Source organism: Helicobacter monodelphidis, assembly GCF_003288845.1.
Taxonomy (GTDB): domain Bacteria; phylum Campylobacterota; class Campylobacteria; order Campylobacterales; family Helicobacteraceae; genus NHYN01.
This window is the reverse complement of sequence record NZ_NHYN01000014.1, coordinates 15730-34091: the sequence shown is the minus strand read 5'-3', so window position 1 is coordinate 34091 and position 18362 is coordinate 15730. Positions and strand designations below refer to the sequence as shown.

At 34.7% G+C, this 18362-nt stretch carries 19 protein-coding genes; 5 read left to right on the top strand and 14 right to left on the bottom strand.

Annotation, left to right across the window (positions count from 1 at the left end):
• The first annotated feature begins 12 nt into the window (after positions 1-12).
• From ccoS to CCZ01_RS06805, 4 genes are read left to right on the top strand one after another with little or no spacing between them, the layout of a single operon-like run.
• Positions 13-252 (top strand): cbb3-type cytochrome oxidase assembly protein CcoS, encoded by a 240-nt coding sequence (gene ccoS, locus CCZ01_RS06820; RefSeq protein ID WP_112052476.1) that lies wholly within the window; start codon positions 13-15, stop codon positions 250-252.
• Positions 236-1213 (top strand): NAD(P)-binding domain-containing protein, encoded by a 978-nt coding sequence (locus tag CCZ01_RS06815; RefSeq protein ID WP_112052475.1) that lies wholly within the window; start codon positions 236-238, stop codon positions 1211-1213. Before ccoS ends, CCZ01_RS06815 begins: the two co-directional genes overlap by 17 nt.
• Positions 1214-1215: 2 nt before the next feature.
• Entirely contained in the window at positions 1216-2421 is a 1206-nt protein-coding gene (locus CCZ01_RS06810; RefSeq protein ID WP_112052474.1) for a multidrug effflux MFS transporter, read from the top strand.
• Positions 2422-2997 carry a ComF family protein gene (locus CCZ01_RS06805; protein ID WP_112052473.1) on the top strand — a complete coding sequence of 192 codons (576 nt, stop codon included), beginning with the start codon at positions 2422-2424 and terminating at the stop codon, positions 2995-2997. It begins immediately after the preceding gene.
• Between the two features lie 9 nt (positions 2998-3006).
• Here the strand turns inward: CCZ01_RS06805 and CCZ01_RS06800 are convergent, their stop codons facing one another.
• From CCZ01_RS06800 to CCZ01_RS06780, 5 genes are all read right to left on the bottom strand, one after another.
• Entirely contained in the window at positions 3007-3612 is a 606-nt protein-coding gene (locus tag CCZ01_RS06800; RefSeq protein ID WP_112052472.1) for a carboxymuconolactone decarboxylase family protein, read from the bottom strand.
• 458 nt (positions 3613-4070) lie between these two features.
• Entirely contained in the window at positions 4071-4697 is a 627-nt protein-coding gene (locus CCZ01_RS06795) for a hypothetical protein (RefSeq protein ID WP_112052471.1), read from the bottom strand.
• A 3-nt stretch (positions 4698-4700) separates the two neighbouring features.
• On the bottom strand, positions 4701-5090 hold the full coding sequence (locus tag CCZ01_RS06790; RefSeq protein ID WP_112052470.1) for an HNH endonuclease signature motif containing protein: 390 nt from the start codon (positions 5088-5090) through the stop codon (positions 4701-4703).
• 16 nt (positions 5091-5106) lie between these two features.
• Positions 5107-5349, bottom strand: coding sequence for a hypothetical protein (locus tag CCZ01_RS06785; protein ID WP_112052469.1), 243 nt, complete (start codon positions 5347-5349; stop codon positions 5107-5109).
• Positions 5350-5578: 229 nt separating this feature from the next.
• A complete protein-coding gene (locus tag CCZ01_RS06780) occupies positions 5579-9733 on the bottom strand; it encodes an N-6 DNA methylase (protein ID WP_112052468.1) in 4155 nt (1384 codons plus the stop codon).
• 259 nt (positions 9734-9992) lie between these two features.
• On the opposite strand from CCZ01_RS06780, the gene CCZ01_RS06775 reads away from it, so the two are divergent.
• A complete protein-coding gene (locus CCZ01_RS06775) occupies positions 9993-10583 on the top strand; it encodes a hypothetical protein (RefSeq protein ID WP_112052467.1) in 591 nt (196 codons plus the stop codon).
• Between the two features lie 23 nt (positions 10584-10606).
• Here the strand turns inward: CCZ01_RS06775 and CCZ01_RS06770 are convergent, their stop codons facing one another.
• From CCZ01_RS06770 to CCZ01_RS06730, 9 genes are all read right to left on the bottom strand, one after another.
• The gene (locus tag CCZ01_RS06770) at positions 10607-11323 is read right to left on the bottom strand and encodes a sugar O-acetyltransferase (protein ID WP_258436943.1); all 717 of its coding nucleotides are present in this window, start codon (positions 11321-11323) and stop codon (positions 10607-10609) included.
• 378 nt (positions 11324-11701) lie between these two features.
• Positions 11702-12151 carry a hypothetical protein gene (locus tag CCZ01_RS06765; protein ID WP_112052466.1) on the bottom strand — a complete coding sequence of 150 codons (450 nt, stop codon included), beginning with the start codon at positions 12149-12151 and terminating at the stop codon, positions 11702-11704.
• Positions 12152-12153: 2 nt separating this feature from the next.
• Positions 12154-13023 carry a hypothetical protein gene (locus CCZ01_RS06760; RefSeq protein ID WP_112052465.1) on the bottom strand — a complete coding sequence of 290 codons (870 nt, stop codon included), beginning with the start codon at positions 13021-13023 and terminating at the stop codon, positions 12154-12156.
• 1 nt (position 13024) lies between these two features.
• Positions 13025-13786, bottom strand: coding sequence for a restriction endonuclease subunit S (locus tag CCZ01_RS10845; protein WP_112052464.1), 762 nt, complete (start codon positions 13784-13786; stop codon positions 13025-13027).
• A 23-nt stretch (positions 13787-13809) separates the two neighbouring features.
• A complete protein-coding gene (locus CCZ01_RS06750) occupies positions 13810-14157 on the bottom strand; it encodes a restriction endonuclease subunit S domain-containing protein (protein WP_112052463.1) in 348 nt (115 codons plus the stop codon).
• 164 nt (positions 14158-14321) lie between these two features.
• The gene (locus tag CCZ01_RS06745; RefSeq protein WP_112052462.1) at positions 14322-15758 is read right to left on the bottom strand and encodes an ATP-binding protein; all 1437 of its coding nucleotides are present in this window, start codon (positions 15756-15758) and stop codon (positions 14322-14324) included.
• The gene (locus CCZ01_RS06740; protein WP_112052461.1) at positions 15743-15979 is read right to left on the bottom strand and encodes a Txe/YoeB family addiction module toxin; all 237 of its coding nucleotides are present in this window, start codon (positions 15977-15979) and stop codon (positions 15743-15745) included. The genes CCZ01_RS06745 and CCZ01_RS06740 overlap by 16 nt, the downstream gene beginning before the upstream one ends.
• Positions 15972-16274 carry a type II toxin-antitoxin system RelB/DinJ family antitoxin gene (locus CCZ01_RS06735; RefSeq protein ID WP_112052460.1) on the bottom strand — a complete coding sequence of 101 codons (303 nt, stop codon included), beginning with the start codon at positions 16272-16274 and terminating at the stop codon, positions 15972-15974. The genes CCZ01_RS06740 and CCZ01_RS06735 overlap by 8 nt, the downstream gene beginning before the upstream one ends.
• A 264-nt stretch (positions 16275-16538) precedes the next feature.
• Positions 16539-18257 carry a hypothetical protein gene (locus CCZ01_RS06730; protein WP_112052459.1) on the bottom strand — a complete coding sequence of 573 codons (1719 nt, stop codon included), beginning with the start codon at positions 18255-18257 and terminating at the stop codon, positions 16539-16541.
• Positions 18258-18362 lie beyond the last annotated feature (105 nt).

Sequence of the window (18362 nt, the reverse complement as noted above, 5' to 3'; positions counted from 1 at the left end):
AAGGAGCTATTAATGAATAATGGTATGGTTGCCGTTATGCTCGCCACTTCAATCGTGATTGGATTAATCGGGTTAATCGGGTTTTTGTGGGGACTTAAAAGAGGGCAGTTTGATGATGAAAAAAAAATGACTCAAGGCGTTCTTTTTGATAGTGTAAAAGATTTGCAAGAAGCCATTGCATTGGAAGAACGTAAGAAAAAATTTGAACAACAATCTCAGAGAACAGGAAAAATAGATGGAAAAAATATATAATTTAGCGATTGTAGGTGGCGGACCTGGCGGTATCGCGTCTGCTGTAGAAGCAATGATTCTTGGCATTAAAGACATTGTTTTACTAGAAAAGGGAGAAAATCACTCTACAACTTTGCGGAAGTTCTACAAAGACAACAAACGTGTAGACAAAGATTACAAAGGACAAAAAGTTGAGTTAAGTGGTAATATTTTTTTTGCTGATGGAACAAAAGAAAGCACTCTTGATTTATTTGATGAAATGCTCAAAGGACATCACATTGAAAGCCATTTTAAAACGGAGGTAGAATCCATCAAAAAACAAGGTGATATTTTTGAGGTATCCACAACGGGTGGTGGAGTATTTAAGGCGTATTTCGTTGTCATCTCAATTGGCAAAATGGGACAACCAAACAAACCTAGCTACCCCCTACCCTCCTCACTAAAAAATATAATCAACTTCAACACCTCTGCTTGTTCTAAGAATGAAAAAATAATTGTCGTTGGAGGAGGAAATTCTGCCGTTGAATATGCTTATTTTCTAGCCGATAATAATCAGGTTACGCTCAATTATCGCCAACGCACTTTCTCACGCATTAATGATGTGAATGCAAAGATTTTAAATGAATACATTGCATCAAGACGTCTCAAAACAAGATTGGGCGTTGATATTGAGCGCGTAGAAGATAGCGAAGGCAAAGTAAAGATTATTTTTAAAGATGGAAGTGAAGACATTTTCGATCGTGCAATTTATGCAATTGGTGGCGTTGCACCCATTGATTTTTTAAAGAAATGTGGTGTTCAAATCGATGAATCAGGCGTTCCTATTGTCGATGAAAACCATCAAAGCTCTCAACAAAACATTTATATCGCTGGAGATATTTTGTTTAAAAGTGGTGGTTCAATCGCAGCCGCTCTTAATCACGGATTTCAAATCAGTCAACATATTTTCAAGAATGGATACTCTAAGATTCAAAAGAGTTAGATATGCCCTTGCGTCTAATTTTAATTCTAGGTCTTTTGTCGGGTTTAGGACCGTTTTGCACAGACTTGTACCTACCCGCCTTACCTAGCATCCAAAAGGCTTTCAACCAAGATTATTATATTTTGGGTATACACTTTTCATCAGCCTCCTTAGTCAATCTTACCCTTGCGGGTTCGATGTTTGGCATTGCTTGGGGGCAGATTTTGATTGGGTATTTAAGTGATCGTTATGGACGCAAGAATGTTTTGCTGATTTCACTTTTTTTCTTTGTACTTAGCTCTTATTTGTGTAGCGTTAGTAATCATATTTTTGAATTAATTTTGTGGCGTTTTTTGCAGGGCGTAAGTGCTGCTGCCGGAGTTGTGATTTCGCGTGCAATGGGCTATGACCTATTTAAAGGTGAATCTTTATTGCGTTTCACAGCTATGCTTATGCTCGTATTTGGGCTTGCACCTATTCTTAGTCCACTCTTTGGTGCATTTTTATTAGAATTTATTACAGCAGAATGGCAGAGTTTGTTTGTTACTCTAGCAATTCTAGGATTGTTGCTCGGATTAAGCTCATGGTTTTTTCTTACTGAAACCTTACCTGCTTCATCAAGAAATAAAGGTAGTTTCAAGGAAGTTTTAAATAACTTTAAATCATTATTAACTAATCAACAATTCACACTTTACCTATTCATTAATAGTTTTGCATTCGGTTCACTCTTTGCATACATTTCTGCCTCTTCTTTTGTGTTCCAAAACATTTACCATCTTGATAAAACACAATATAGCTATCTATTTGCTTTCAATGCATTAGGTGTGATGATTGTTGCCTCAAGCGTTGCAAAATTGGCGACTTATTTTCAAGCAAAGAATATCCTAAAATATGGAATTTATGCAACACTCTTAGGAAGTATTGGTGTCCTCTTTGCATTATTTTTTACACCTAATTCCTTGCTTCTATTAGAAATTCCTTTATTTTTTGTTGTGAGTGGTTTTGGTGCAATCTCTAGCACAAGTTTAGCAGAAGGTATGAATGCAATTAGCGGAAATGCCGGTGTTGCCTCTGGACTTTTTGGTGTTGTCAGCTTTACTCTTGCAGGTTTAATTGCACCCTTAGTTGGAGTTGCAGGTGAAAGTAATGCTCTACCAATGGGAATCTTATTTCTACTATGCAACACAATAGCAGCTATGTTATTTTTTGTTGCACAAAGAAAAATATAAATGAAATGCTTTTTATGCCATCGTTTTTCTTTTAAAGCGATTTGTGATTGTTGTCTCAAGTGGATTAAAATTACTCCAAAAATTCGTGAAATAGATGGGTTTAAAATTTATAGCTTTTTTTCTTATGATGATTCCTCAATGATTCTACATAGCAAATATAGCACTCTAGGAAGCCGATTGATACGCATTCTAACAATAAAAGCTGCAAACTATTTCAAAGATTCTTATGAGTCGTCATTACTTGAAAATGTTTATGGTGTTGGGATAGACGATAAGCCAAAACATAGCTTTTCTCACACCGCAATTATTGCACACACATTTTATCAAATTTTGGGAATTAAGCCCCTATATAGTGCATTACATGCAAAAAATACAATCCAATACGCGGGTAAAACTTTGGAGTTTCGCAAGAATAATCCGCGTCATTTTCAGTGGATTCATAAGAAAAAGCCTCCATTTGTTATCTTATATGATGACCTTATCACCACAGGCACAACAATACTAGAGGCAAAGAATGTTTTACAAAAGAATAATATTCAGGCTATCTTTGGCATTACTCTTGCAAATTCTTCTTAAAACAGCTCCTCACTTCTCTTCTATCTTACATATATCGCCAAAGCCAGCCACAGGGATACCTAAGCTCCGAATGAGCCTCGCCCAATAATTGACTTGAGCAATACTTGAGGCGATAATCACAATTCCGCGTTCAGAAAAATGGCTATGAAGCCTATCGATAATCTCTTTTGGTATTACCACAGGCGTGTGTGTAACAATAGCAACATATTCCATTAGCACCTTTTCTTGCTCACTAAAAGTCTTAAAATTATAATCACCTCTTTGTATCGCCTCTATTTCTTCGCGATTTAACCCCGCCTTGTCGTATTCAAAAGCATTCATATCGATACAAAAAGGACAGGCAATTAATACTGAAACTTGCACACGGATAATCTTTAATAGCCGCTTATTAATCTCCCTATCATCATGTGCTACGAGGCTCTCCATAATTCCAGAGCTTATAGCAGTTTTTGGATACCATGCAAGAAGTTCAGGAATCATTATGTTTTTCTTTACCATTTTTTTAGAAAACCACGCACCAAAGCGCAGAAATAAGGGCATTTTTTGTGGTGGTTTGATATATGCTTCATCAAAAGATTTAAAAAAATTCTTTGTATCATCGAATGTAAAACGCATTATCTTTCCTTTGTGCCAAATAATACATTAAGTATAGCCTAAAATTCATCAAAGGTAGAAATGCAAATTTTGTTCATTGCTTAGGATTTCGTCGCACCTTGCCCAACTTGCCTACCCCGTCCTTATTATAATACACCAAACTTACTTGGATCTCGTATTCATCATATCGTAGATTCTACCCCGCAAAAATCCTCTCAAAACCTCGTGCCTTACTTCTTTCTTGCATTTACTTCATATTTCAAGCCCTTTGGGTTGATGAATATAATACGATACACACTATGGCACTCAGACTTGAGAATACAAAATCTGGATAGAATCTCCTCATTTCTTGTCTCTCTTCATCAAAACACTAGATAAAAATATTATCTTTCATAAGGATATATTTTTGCAAGTCCTCTAAAAACTCGATTTCGCTAATATTTTGTATAGTGTAATTTATTTTTCCATCTTTTTTGTTATTAACAAGAATCTTCAAATACTTCTCCACCACTCCATTCTTTACCAAGTGCTAAGGTAAAGTATTTCTCCGCCCCATTTTGGTCAAAATAGCTCCCCATAGAAATATGCACGAATACATTTTTTTCGTAAATGATTTGACAGAGATAATATTTCTTGAGTGCTTCTTTGTTTTCGGTTTGCACAATGATAAAGTCTTTATCTTTTGATAATTCAGCTTTGAGAATCAAATGTCTCCCATATTGATCTTCAGAAAATATTTTACCCTCTTGCAAGTTTGCCTGATAAGATTCTAAAGGATTCATAGCACTAGAATCTAAGTTTTTCAAATTAAGATTTTGCGGACAAAGTGGGAAGTAAGCAGGGGTTCGCCAATATCTTTGCACCGCTCCTTGCGTTAAAGATAGGACATTATACTTGCTCTCATCTTTTCTATCATCTGTATAGGATTGTGTCGTGTGTCTCGCAGATTCTCTTAGCTTATGAAACGCCCATTCACCCATACTTCCGCCTGATTGTAAAGTATTTTCTTTTTCTAGCCATTGTTCTTGTCGTTTTGTGAGATTATTTGCTTCGTGCTTGTTTGTGGGACGCATCCATGAAGTATCTTGTTTATGATTTCTTAGCACACTTCAATTTTTCCTTACCTCATTGATAGACATTCCTATGATATATTCAATTTTATGAATAGTCAATGGATTTTTTAGCACATTTTCTTCACGCGTAACCCACCGCAAATTTTCAACCCTATTATTTTGCTTATTTGTATCAATGTGGTCTATTACATAATCCTTACTTGGAGCTTCTCCATGAAAGGCAGTCGCTACGATTCTATGCACCCTTACCCCCGCAAACTCCAAATAGCCATGCTTCTTTGGTTTGCCAAAAGTGAAATAATTATCAAGTTTTCTAGCTTTTGTGCCTTTTGGGTATCTCAGAATCGCTCCATTATCTCTTACAGAATATTTCTCGTCTTTGTATTCACATAATCGCTCTTCGTTAAAATCATCAATATTTGGCATATTTTATTCCCTGCATTTAAAATGTTTTCAAACATCTACTAATCGCTTCTCTCACATCATCAGCTTCTGTTGAACCTTGTCCTTCAGCTGAACACATAAATAATGGCTCATAAGTTTTCGCATCAAGTATTTGAATACTTACACTTAATGTGTATCCGCCAATACCCCCTAAGACATTCCGCTTGTCTCCCTGCCCATATTTTACAAGAAATGTTCCGTCTTTTTCTGCACTATCTACGATGAGATAGCCTTTTTTCATTAAGATTCCAGAGATTATATCTGATGGATTTACACTTTTAGAGATAGAGCTAGAAAAGCCACCACCCGTGCCATATCCAATATAGCCAGAACCGACACTAATTGCCCATTATTCACCTCCGAAATTTATCATTCATTATATCATTTTATACTTCTTATTGCTTTATTTCACTCCCCTCCCTAAATCCATTCGCAAGGGAGGGAGAATCGCCCACTATCTCTTAAGAGATTCAATAGAGAAATTCCCTTAATATTTCTTCTTTTTTCTCGCTCAATAGGATTTCATTTGATAGTAAATATGAGACTTGAGATTCTATAAAGTCAATAGTTTGCACGATTGTATCTTGTGCTTCTTTTGGCGGGAGCGGGATTTGAAATGTTTTAATATCATCAACATTAATGCTTGGATATGAAGCTTTTGGCATTTTTTCTTCTATTTGTCGCATTAAATCGTTTGAAAACATAAAAAGAATATAGAGGAATTTAGATTCCAACTTTTCATTGCCCTTAAGAATGGCAAATCCTGTTGAGAAAATAGAATCTTTGATATTTTCTTTAATATATGCAAATCCTTTAAGATATGGTCGCACCGTTGAAATCAACACGCTATCATCATCAGCTAATCGTCTAGCCCTTGTTGGTAAATTTGAGCCTAATATTCTATTGTCAGTAAAAAATTTTCCTGTGCCTTTTTCCACAGAATCAATATCAATATAAATGTATTCTTTGCTTGTATCATAGCTTGGATTATAGGTTTTTTCATTAATTTTGCAAAGATTTATGAGTTTTTGTTTCTCCCAGCCTTGTGGTGGTGGAGTGGGTAGAGATTCTAAGAGGCTTTTTAAGGTGTTAAAGTCGTCTTTTTGTTGTTTTTGTGCCATTGTGAGATTTGCATTGGCAAATCGTGGCAATCCATTGTTTGCGTTTTCGGATATTTTGCGTTCGCCTAATATTATATTTTTATTATGGATTGCTTCGGCTTTGCCTCGCAATGACGAGTCAGTAATATCGTTGTTTGTGTTATTGTAAAAAGTTTTGGCTTCATCTTGTGATGATAGCTCAAGCGACTTTAGAGAAAAATCTATAAGCTCTTTGGTGAGTTTTTCTAACTTTGCTACAATAGAATCTACGCTACGAGGAGGATTCCCCACCCCCCCCCCGATAGAGTCTTGGGCGATGACACCACAATTTACGAGGATTGCTTTGATAAGATTTTGATATTCTTCTATGCTCATTCTTATTGTTTTGTATTGCTCTTCTATCTTTTCGCATTCGCTCACGATTTGTTGTTGAATCTCAAGCGGTGGAAGGGGGATTTTTAATTGTGATAAATTTGTTTTTGTAATTTGTGGCTGTGCTGACCCTGTAATAATGTGTGAAATATTTGATAAAGGTAGAATATAAATTAAAAATTTCTTTAAAACTTCTTTTGAGTTTAATGGCGAAATAACCATAGCATTTCCTGTTATCCAAGACTCTGGTTCTGTAAAATTAATAGTTCCACAAGTTGCACCTCTACAAGTCATAGCTACTTCAGAATCTTTGTGATTATATTCATTGAAGTATCCAATAATTCCGTTAGCTCCATAAACTTTGTATTTTCCTTGTTCTAAAATTTCTGTGCTAGTAATAGTTTTTGGCTGATACATTTTACAAATAGATTCTAACTTCACCAACGGATACCTATAATTTACAAAAGGATTATGGATTGCTTCGGCTTCGCCTCGCAATGACCGCGAAGGACTTAAACTTATCGCCTTATCAAACTCTACTTTGCTAAAATCTATCATATCTACAAGCCTTGCCCTACTTGCGTATTGTGTCAAATCATTTGGAATCTCAAATTCATTTCTCAAAAAGCTTTGTTTGATGAGAAAGCTAAGCTTGTTTTGATTATCTGGATTGCCCCTTTCAAAAAGTGGTGTGAGATATGGGGTGTTTAGCTCTTTAAGCCCCTCACTGCCCTTTCTATCACTCCATTCATAGCCTAAGAATTTCTTTTGCTCTTTATTTTCACTAGGAGATTTGATAATCAGCACTTCATTTTCTATACTCAAAGCAAAGTAAAGCAATTTTTCTTTCTCTCTCTCAAGGCAAAAATGGACAAATTCTTTCTCCTCTAAGGCTTTTTTATCCTCACAATCTTTATAAATCTTAGAATCTTTGAGCTTTTTATATGAGGCACTTTTAAGAAATTCTTGCTTGTATTCTTTGAAATTTTCATTTTCTAATATCTCATCGCTCAATATAGAATCTAAAAATGATTTGTAAGATTCTGGCTCAAAACCTCTATAACTTATATAAGATTCTAATAAATCATTTTCTTTAAAATTATCATTATTGATGAGATTTTCATAGTCTAATCTCTCTTGAATGAGTTTCAATCTTTGTGAATGTAACCTATCATTTTTAAAACTTATTCGCTTTTGCATAAATAAAATAATCGTGTTTGTCCCTGTCGCACCAAAAGTATTGCTCCCTAGCTCCACAATAGAGATAATATCAAAGTTTTGGAGGATAATTTCTCTAGCTTGCTCATAAATCCCGCTTTTATTGAGGAGTGAAGAGGGTAAAATAATAGCCGTGATAGCCTTATCGTCTAAAAGCTGATTGGCTCGCTCGATAAAAAAGCATTCGATATTGTTATTCGTCTCTAAATTTATTTGCTGACTAAAAAGCGTATAGCTTTTGCGTGATTTTTCGCTCAAAGTCTCTAAAAAGCCTTGCACACTATAAGGAGGATTGGCAACAAGTATATCAAAGCTAAAATTATTCATCTTAGATTCTAACGCATCGCTTGAGAGTGCGTCTGCATAGAGGATATTTATCTCATTTTGCCCATACATACAGCTTGAGACTTTGGCAACTTTGCTTAAACGATATTCTTTTTCTATGCCATAGATTTGAGAAAAATATTCTTTTACATTTTCTTTTTTGCAGAACTCTTGCAAAAAATTCGCATAAGTATTGAGAAAATGCCCCGCTCCACACGCATAATCAAGCACTTTTGGAATCTTTGTATCAATATAATCTTGCAAGGGCAAAGAATACATTATAAACTCACAAATTTGCACAGGGGTAAAAAACTGCCCCTCATCTTGCTTCATACCTTTTTGTAAAAAGAGTTCAAAAAGATTGCCTAAGAATTGATTGGTTTTGTTTTGGGTAAGCTTGAGATTCTCAAAAAGCTTCACAACCGATATAAGCACTAAGGCATTTTGATAAAAAAGCTCCTCATTATGCACTTCCAAAAATGCAAAATCATTGTTTGAATAAAATTTCAATGCTTTAATAAATCCTTTGACTTCGCTTTCCAAGCTTGAAATGCTCTTTTTATTATGATTTAACGCACTAAAAGCCTTTTCTATCGTCTCATCTGCGATAAAGGTTACCTCTTCTTTTAAAAACTCGCTCATCGCCTCTTTATAAAGCAACATTAATCTATCTTGCATATCCTCAAAGCTATCTGCAATCACGCCACGATAAACAAATTTGAGATTATTTTTATTGTGAATCTCATCATAGATTTTACATAAAAAGAGATTGACAAGCTTATCAAAGGCATTTTCTTTGCCTGAAATATTATACTTTCGCAAGATTTTTGCAAATTCGTGATATTTGCCATCTTCGTGTTTTTTAGAATCATCTTTAAAAGATTGCAATTCTTTTAAGTCCTCGAAACAAAGAGCATTTTTTCCTACTTCATAGGCATTGATATTTCGCTCAAAGATTCCAATGCTTGAAGCATCATATTTATAAATCTCGCTCCAAACTTTAAAAACTTCCTCATTCGTATTAGCGTTTTTGTATGAATCTTTAAAATCATTTTTTCTTAAATAATCTTCATTGTCTTGCATATTTAAAATATAATTTTCAAAAATAATATTTTCCCCATTAAAATCACTCGTATAAAGACAAAGGAATTTGACATTTTTATCTTGCTGATAGTATGAGAGAAGCTGTCCGCCATTGTTTTGCATTCGCTCCCACTCTTTTTTAAATTCACTATTTTTAGAATCTGTGGTTTTGCACTCAATAAGCAAATAGGAATTTCCCTCATTATCTTTGACCAAAATATCAGCTTTGCCGCTTTTTGCCTCTCTGCCTAGTTGCCATTTTGGCTCTAGCTCTAAATGCTGTGGTTTGTAGCCTTTTTCTAAAAGTCTATGCACACATTCAAAGACAACAAAATTTTCAGGTTTAGAAAAATTACTTGTAGTCGCGTCATTGATGATGATTCCCTTAGGATAAAGAAGCTTTGAGTGTTTAAAATCAGCTTGTAGTTCGCATTCTGAATCATCAAATATTTTTATATACACCTCATCATTATTGTGTTGAAATCCTAGAGATTCTAAACTTGCTTTAAAATTTTCTTTTGTAATCACAATTCCTACCTACATATTTACTCAAGTTGCTATTATAACAAGGATTTTATTTAAATGCTACTTTCTTAGATATTCATAAAAGTGTTTTGTTGAAGCCTCGCGTTTGGGTAGGGGTAAAAGTGAAGTTGAAGCCTCTCACTCACCACCGCCCAAACGATACGACACTCAATCATAGTGGTAAAAACGATATAATTTCTCCTCGTGTTTTGTGATAGAATCACAATTTTGTAAGTCATTAAAGTCATTACAAGGAGCAAGTATGCAAACTCTCAAAAAGTGTCTAAAACTCATATTCGCCCTCTATGGGATTATTGGGATTATGGTGTTTTATGCGTGGGCAGAGCCTTTGTGTCTCTCTGAAGCACAGATTGAAGCAAAGCAGTATGCAGTCAAAATAATCAAGGAATATGGCGGTGATGAGGCAGGCGGAGAAAGCGGTGTGCTGAAGTATTATAGTGATGCAACCTATGTCAAGGCAAATTCGTGGGGAGTGGATTATGAAGTGATAGAATTGAATGAGACAATCAAAAGTATACAGATTCTAGGACACAAAAATGATAAATCAAGTGTTGATGATTGGTTTCCTCATGGCTATGGCGGGGATAATGGGGCAAATTGGCATGAAATGGGCAAAGTAGTTTTTGAAGCACATTCTCTCCCCAAAGGGAGCAAGATTCTAGTGAGAGCCGCTACTCCGGGTAGCACAAGTGTGGGCGGTGTGGTGTATCTCACTCTTAAAAATGGTGTAAAAATCACGCATATCATCACAGAAGATGGGCTAGGGAGCGATTATTTCTATGATAAATCTGGCGAAATATATTCCGAGTGCCACGCGTATGAGATTCTATAAATATATAGAATCTGCGAATCTTCTCATACATCCAATTTCTTTATCACTCTTGCTGGATTCCCGCCCACTATGACATTTGGTGGAATATCTTTTGTTACGACACTCCCTGCGGCGATGATACTATTTTCCCCAATCGTTACACCCGGACAAATTGTCGCACCAATCCCTATCCACACTCTATCACCTATCACAATGGGTTTGCAAAATGTCGCACGGCGATTGTAGGGATTAAAATCATGATTAATCGTCGTCAAATTACATTTTGGCGCGATGAAGACATCATCACCGATAGTTATCCCACCCCTATCCATAAAAGTGCAGTTTTGATTCATAAAAAACCTCTTGCCCACGCGGATATTTCGCCCATAATCCACATAAAATGGCGGCAGTATCCACACGCTTTCATCGACTTTTTGCCCGATGATTTCGCTAAAAATCGCCCTCACTTCCTCATCGCTATGAATGCCGTTATTAAGCTTGTTTGTAAGCTGCAAAGTCTGCTTGATAATCGATGTGATTCTATCGCATTCTTTATCGTCCATACTTACGAGTTCGCCCTCCAAATCGCGTATGAAAACATCTCTATTTGTGCTTGGTGCAGGTGTGCTACGCCACTTTGGATTGCTCCTATCAAGCCCGATAGGCGAGGGGATACTTGAGGCGAATTGAGATTCACTCTTTTGAGAATCTTGCTTAGAATCTTCGCATATATTTTGTGTGTATTTGTCGCTATGTTGCATAATCGCTCCTTGCATATTATCCAAAATCTCTTTTTATAGAATCTGCACAAAGTGCAATGGTATTGTTTTGAATCTTTCTTTGCCCTGTGAGATTCTATAACTTGAAATTTTTAGTATTATAAATGATGAGAGTTACTCTAAGTCAAGGGGTTTTGCAAAATTCATGAAAAACTTTTACAAACTATAGAAAACATCATATTGGGTGAGTTGGAGGTATTCCATTTGTCTTATACGAAGGAAAGATAAATATAATTTTCAAGTTAATTATACCCAAATACTCTCATTTTCAAGCTTCACTTCGAGATGAATATCGTCCCTTTCATCTTGATAGATAATGAGGGGAGCTATGGGGTGATTCTGTGTATGCAAGTGGTGTCCTTATTGTTTAAGCTTAAAATCTAAAAGCACAAAAACACTTTTTGCTGTATCTGACAAAATTAATATTGCATAGATAAAACAGCTAAATATCAATGTTTCAAAGCTTAATTGGATATAAGGGTTACATTTGATAATGTGTAATTCACTATTATGCAAAGTCAAAGAAAGGGCAGAAAATACAATTAAAACAATCTGCTCATTGATTGAAATAACCATCTCTTTTTTTGTGCTAGAAAAATCAGCTTTTTCTGGATTTTTGTCTATAATTTCGCGTATTTTTGTTAAAATAATACCTAATGTAGCAGAGTTTATAGCCAATAGGGCAACTAGAATAGTTATAAGATTATTTTCTAAAAACTTTATTAAAAAATAAGAATCAAGTATTTGTTGCAATATTGAAAATAAAAAACCTATTCCAAGAGACATAAAAATATTTTTAATGAATTCCATAATTATAAATTATCCAATAATTTTTCTAAGTCATTTATAGCTTTTGTTATACTTTCTTGTTTGTCTGCATTCAAAGTTATTTCATCAATAGCTATCGATTTATATTTATCTGTTGTTTTAAATACCTTTTTAATGCCTTTTACTTTAATATTAATAGACCCTCCACCATTACTTGCATAATCAACCATATCTTCTACCAAATCATCACCCTGTTGTAAATGTAATTTAGATTGCTCTGCAGATTTTATTTCTAACGAACTTTCTGTGGTATTTGTAGCCTTAAAAAGATTTTTTAAATCTTTAGATAAAGCACTAGAAATATTAGCCATATTGGGAGTAATGAGATTAAATCTAACACGAGAAATTTTATCTGGATATAAATTTACAATATTCCAAAACTCAGATTTATCAAATAAAGATTCTGATTTGATAACTAATTGTTTTTCCAATAAAGATTGTTCAAGAATTTTCATTATCCTCGTATGCGAAACTTTTATATCATTAAAAACTTTTACCTTATCTTGAATGAGTAAAAATTGCTTATCTGGGTGATTCCAAAATATTATAAAAATATATCGCCAATCATCATGTTCAGTATCTTCCAAGTCCTCATTCCCAATCTTTGTAACCCTCTTCACATCTAATTTAAATATCAAAAAGTTATCTAAATTATACTTTAATTGAAATTTAATAGGATATTGACGATGCCTAAAATCACGAGTTTCTAAAGATTCTAAAATTTGTTGAAGTATTTTATTTTTATTTTCTATTAATTGTTCAACATTTTGAATCTCATCAAACAATGAAAATTCTATCCTATCTCTTGGCAAAATTTGATACCTATATATATTAAAACTAGCCTCTTTATTCACTTCACACCCTCACTTCCCCGCTCAATAATCTTGGTAGTATTATATCACGCATTTTCTCTAGCTTCAAGATTTGTTGAGAATTATTATCTTGCTTGGTTTCAAAACTTGAGACAATTTGACTAAAATATTGAATATCTTTTATATTAGGTTTTATAAAAGTAGCGTCTTGCAAGCTTTGTATTGTAATTTGTGGCTGGGCTGAGCCAGATACAAATAAAGAAAAATCTTGTGAAAGACAAAAATATTTTAGATATACAAAACTTATGTCTTTATCTTTACTTCGTTCTAATATCAAAGAATTATTTGTTATATAAGATTCTTTATATGAAATATTAACTTTGCCTGATGCTTCACCTCTACAAGAAACTAAAACTTGTGGTTCTTTATAAAGAAATTTATCAAAATATCCTATTTGTCCATTTCCACCGAAAACAGGATAGCCAGAATTTAATAAGTTTTTGGTTGGTAAATTTTTACCATATACAATCCTCACATAATCTCCTAATTTTCCTATTTGCCATTCGCTTTTGGCGTTGTCGATGAAGTGGTGGCGGAAGAGGAGTCGGGCTAGGGATTCTAAAGTCTTGTTTTGCTTATGGAGTAAATCTATCTTATCATCAAGACTGCTTAGAATCTCTGCTATCCTCCTTTGCTCCTCTAGCGGTGGAAGGCTTATTTCTAAAGTTGATAAATCCTTGATAGGAAGTTGAGGTTGTGCAGTGCCTGAAGTAAAATTATCAATATCTCTTTTTAAATTTACCATTGCATAAAAAATAAATCTAGAATCTAGCTCACTGATATTTGGACGAAGGGGATAACCATGCCTGAATTTATACGCATATTTTGATATTTTACTTTTTCATTATAAAGAGCGACATTACCTATTGTGCCACGCGTAGTTAAAACTATATCGTTCATTTCTAACTTGCCCTTTCTTAGTATAGAATCTTTGTCTTTACTAATAAATTGGCATTCTGCGAAATCAAAACCACTCGAACGCACATTTTTAGTAGATAGAAAGAGACAATATCCATCGCTAAGAAAATCATTTTGTGTTGGGTAGTTTTTACCTCTATCGCCATCGACAATATTTAATGGAGCTTCCCCAAGCCTACAAGTTTTCCATTCACTCATTTGTATTCCTTTAAGTATAGTTTAATTTTTTATGACGAGAGAGGTATATAAGAAATTTGATGAAGATATGCTCTATATAGCGTAAAATAGGTCTATACAGATTTGTAATTAAGAAAAATTTAAAGAAAAATGACGAAAACATAACACAAGAAATATTCATAGACTTATCCAAAAAATGGAATATATTTGATATGTTTTGTTGATTTATTTTCAGGATCAGCTGGTTTGATGAGCCCTTTTTCCAAAGTATCGCTTATAATTTTCGAGGCTTTTGAATGCTGTTTATCACCTAAATTAAAGCGTTGTCTCAAGCTAGAGTTTGTCATGCAATTATGTTCTAAAAATTTCAAACAACAATGCTGATATGTCGCTCTAATCCTCTCTTCTTTATCCATATCATCAAAAGGCATAGGAGCAAGTAAAATTGCTTTAAAATAATCCTTTTCAGCTCTAAAAATAGGGGCTGGGAGTTGATATTTATCTGTATAAGAAATAACCTTGTCTATACCCGAACCTCTTTCCTCGCAAATACCTAATATTCTCATTAATCTCGCAAGAGTTTCATTGCGAGATTTAGGCATACAATCAATTAACCTCAACACTTCTACGAGAGATGTGCCATTATTGGTAATTTCAATCCTATTATCAAAAATTTCTACCATAGGATTAGTTCCTGTCATACTAAAATCCTGATGTATTAAAGCATTGGCTACCAATTCTCTTATGGCAATCTCTGGATATAATAAATTATTTTGCCTTATCGAATTTTTAATGGTTTCTTGCTTTGGTAAAGAGTTTATAATAAATTTTATCAATCCTTGAAAGCCTGTAGCATATCCTTTGCTACCTTCTTGTTCAAATTCTGTTTCTAGCTTATTATTCCCTTTGTATTTGATAACACGCATTCTTTTTCTATGAAAATGTGAAAAATTATCAAGGTTTTTTGCAAAAAGAATAGCACCAAGATTAGTGATAGCTAAAGATGAATAATGTTTTACTACGAGTTTATACTCCATAAGTTTATCAATGATAAAATCTGGATTTGTTTCACCATATGAGGTAAGCTTTAAAAAACTTTCTGTATCAAGCAAATTCAATATATCATTCTTACTAAGATTTTGCTTTGCTATATCATTTTCAAAACAAAAGGCAGAGAGCTTTTGCCAAAGTAATCTTTCCTTTTCTGGATAATCATTTAGAGGTTTCTTGTAGCTTCCTATTCTTATGTATTCTCTTCCGCTAAATTTTATAGGCGTATGTGTGGTCGCGTCTATTTCAAATATCACAATAGGTTTTTCTTGATATATAATTTCATTGATAACAAAATTAATATTTGGTTCTAAAAGTCTATGCAGCCAACTTTCTAATTCTTCATTGCCCTTCTTACATTCCTTTGGTTTAAAGTCTGTTCCTATAATCTCTTGATTATCATTGATGCCATAAATTAAATATGCTTTGGAGACATTACATAAAGTCGCAGAGCTGGAAAGTACAGAAATATATTCACCAATTTCTTGAGGATTCTTGTTGTTATGCTTAAATTCTATATATTCATTTTCTCTCATTGGAAAATCAATGATTTGTTTTAAGATATTGTGCATAATTTATCCTTGAAACATTCATCATTGCGATGCTTGGAATCTATCCTGCGAGAATAGCACCCGCTTAAATCCCCGCGTAGAGATTCTGGCTTACCTGTCCCTTTCATCGGGTCTCTAGCGATTTCTTTGATGAGGGCATTAATCTTTGCAAATATCTTTTTGTCGTTGATGAAGCCTGTATATTGATTCCACGAGCTTTCTGCAAAAGTGATTTTACGCATTCATCACCTCTTTTTGTAGGGCTTCTAGCTCCTCTATGCTTTTGATTATTGGCTTGACTTTACCTGAATCTAGCTCTTCTATACGCTGTTTTATCTCTGCGATATTCTCCTTACTATAAAATGGGTCTTGTTTTGATTTGTTTAGCGTGAGATTGAGCGGGATTTTTTGCTCTCGCACCGCTGTTTTTAAAAACATTCTTAAGGCAGTAGTCGTATCAAGCCCTAAAGCGTGAAATAGCTTATCCGCCTCCTCTTTTAACTCCTTATCGACTTTGACTTGCACTAATGTTGTCATTTGTTCTCCTTGTCATTTTAATTCTTTTGATTTTCATCTTGTGTAGTATGAAAATATTATGGTATTTTACATTATTTTCTATAAGATTCCATAATAAAACCATATAAATGTATGTGAAATTTATTGCGATGCTTCGTAAATGTTCTCTTTTAGCTCTTTATTAGTATTGTTTGCTTGAATATGATGATGAGATGTATAGATTGCCACGCATTGCTTGATTTTCAAGTATATGCAAAACACTTAGAATCCCAAAGCTCCACTTCCCTAAGGTGCCGTTATATCCTTAAAATCCACTATCACATCACCGCCTTTTTGAGTGAAAGTGTAGATTTGCGGATTGTATTCATAATACACACTGACGATAAGCGTATCTTTCCCCGCCCATTCATAATCAATCGAGCTAAAGCCTGTTTTCATATCGTTGATAAACTCTCCCTCATACTTCCACCTGCTCTCATCGTTTGGACGCGCCTTTGCTATTTCATCTACTCCAAGCCACTGCCTCCATTGCTCTTTGCCCTCATTTTCCTTCAAAGCATATTTGGCATACATATCTAAAAGATTTGCATTCTTATACTCGCATTGATACCAATCCTCGTATTCCTCACCGGGACTCCACCCACCATCGACACTTACGCTACGCATAAGCTTGCAAGTCTTATCAAAGCCCCGATTTATAAGCCTTTGTTGTAGCTCATCTTGCAAGGTGGCGATTCTTTTGGTGTAAGAATCTTTAATGCACTCTATATCCTTGCCACACGCATTGCGAGACTTTACCCACGCTCTTTGTGAGGTTTTGAGGGCGTTATAATCTCTATTAGTTTTGCCATTTTCGTGATTTTGATAGCCATCACGATTCTCTATATCTTGCTGCAAAGTCTCATAGGCATAGTGCATTTTCAAATCAAGTGCGAGATTTGCCTTGCATATCGCACTCTCTGTTTGACTTAGCCCACTTTGCGTGCAAGAAAAAGTTACATTTTTGGGCGTAGAGCTTAGTGTGAGATAAGTCCCATCGTCTTTTTCCTCAAAAAGTAGGGTAAAAATAGAGTATTTTGGAGAGATATTATACTCGACTTCCTCACCTACGCTGTAAGCTTGATAGGTGATGAGGAGCTTTTTGGGCGTCTCATAGATGAAATCAAAAAAGAGCAAAATCCTTGTTTTATCATTGCCCTGTGGGCGAAGTTGTGCAAAATCTAAGAGGATTTCTTTGTGTGTGCTTTCTTTGGGGAGTTTGGGAAGCCATAGAATCTTATCATCTAGCTTTGTATAATGGTCTCCCCCTGAATTTTGCAAATAGCTTTGATAAGCAATATCTAGCGACATATTTTCATAAAGTGTCGTAACGGCAGGACGCACGATGCCTATCTCATCGATGAAAAGCTCTTTCTTTTGAAACGCATTGTAGCCACCCTTACCATTATACGCACGAAAATCATAACTGCCTGCGATATATTTCGCCTCCTCTTTGAGCCTCTCTTCACGCTTCGTATCTGTCTCTTTACGCCAAGTTTTTGTAGGTTTAGAATCTTGATTCAAATCGTGAGCAGATTCTTGCGTGGAATCTTGTGAAACTTTTTCGTGGGATTCTAATGCAGAATCCACCTTTGTATGTATCTTAGAATCTTGTGAATTGCCACTAAAATCTTGACTTGAATTCTTAGAATCCCCCGCTACATCTTTGTTTGATTCTTGATTTGTGTGTATCACTAAATCTCGCGGAGAATCTGTATGAGATTCTTTGCTGTGTATAGAATCTTGATTGGAAGCCTTAGAATCCCCGCTAGATTCTCTATTGTTTTTAGAATCTTTATGAGAATCTAAGGCAATATTCTTGTGGGAATCTCCTACATTTCTCACATTCTCTCTATGCTCATTTTTTGCCTCATTGATTTCATTTGTCTTATTTTTGCTATCACTACACGCGATGAAACCTATGAGTGATAAACCAAGCAATGCAAGTGTGATTGTGCGTGTCATATTGCTTCCTTGCAATCTCTATTTATACTCTACTTCATAAATATCCACTGCGTTGCCCCCATATTTTTATCTCGCTTTCCTCACTACACGCTATATTTATAATAT

Bases quoted from the DNA above. Each gene is read 5' to 3' on its own strand.
- ccoS (WP_112052476.1), top strand. From the start codon at position 13: ATGAATAATGGTATGGTTGCCGTTATGCTCGCCACTTCAATCGTGATT.
- CCZ01_RS06765 (WP_112052466.1), bottom strand. From the start codon at position 12,151: ATGGAATTCATTAAAAATATTTTTATGTCTCTTGGAATAGGTTTTTTA.
- CCZ01_RS06775 (WP_112052467.1), top strand. From the start codon at position 9,993: ATGCAAACTCTCAAAAAGTGTCTAAAACTCATATTCGCCCTCTATGGG.
- CCZ01_RS10845 (WP_112052464.1), bottom strand. From the start codon at position 13,786: ATGGTAAATTTAAAAAGAGATATTGATAATTTTACTTCAGGCACTGCA.
- CCZ01_RS06810 (WP_112052474.1), top strand. From the start codon at position 1,216: ATGCCCTTGCGTCTAATTTTAATTCTAGGTCTTTTGTCGGGTTTAGGA.
- CCZ01_RS06770 (WP_258436943.1), bottom strand. From the start codon at position 11,323: ATGCAACATAGCGACAAATACACACAAAATATATGCGAAGATTCTAAG.
- CCZ01_RS06790 (WP_112052470.1), bottom strand. From the start codon at position 5,090: ATGCCAAATATTGATGATTTTAACGAAGAGCGATTATGTGAATACAAA.
- CCZ01_RS06800 (WP_112052472.1), bottom strand. From the start codon at position 3,612: ATGCGTTTTACATTCGATGATACAAAGAATTTTTTTAAATCTTTTGAT.
- CCZ01_RS06735 (WP_112052460.1), bottom strand. From the start codon at position 16,274: ATGACAACATTAGTGCAAGTCAAAGTCGATAAGGAGTTAAAAGAGGAG.
- CCZ01_RS06730 (WP_112052459.1), bottom strand. From the start codon at position 18,257: ATGACACGCACAATCACACTTGCATTGCTTGGTTTATCACTCATAGGT.
- CCZ01_RS06785 (WP_112052469.1), bottom strand. From the start codon at position 5,349: ATGAAAAAAGGCTATCTCATCGTAGATAGTGCAGAAAAAGACGGAACA.
- CCZ01_RS06750 (WP_112052463.1), bottom strand. From the start codon at position 14,157: ATGAGTGAATGGAAAACTTGTAGGCTTGGGGAAGCTCCATTAAATATT.
- CCZ01_RS06805 (WP_112052473.1), top strand. From the start codon at position 2,422: ATGAAATGCTTTTTATGCCATCGTTTTTCTTTTAAAGCGATTTGTGAT.
- CCZ01_RS06740 (WP_112052461.1), bottom strand. From the start codon at position 15,979: ATGCGTAAAATCACTTTTGCAGAAAGCTCGTGGAATCAATATACAGGC.
- CCZ01_RS06815 (WP_112052475.1), top strand. From the start codon at position 236: ATGGAAAAAATATATAATTTAGCGATTGTAGGTGGCGGACCTGGCGGT.
- CCZ01_RS06745 (WP_112052462.1), bottom strand. From the start codon at position 15,758: ATGCACAATATCTTAAAACAAATCATTGATTTTCCAATGAGAGAAAAT.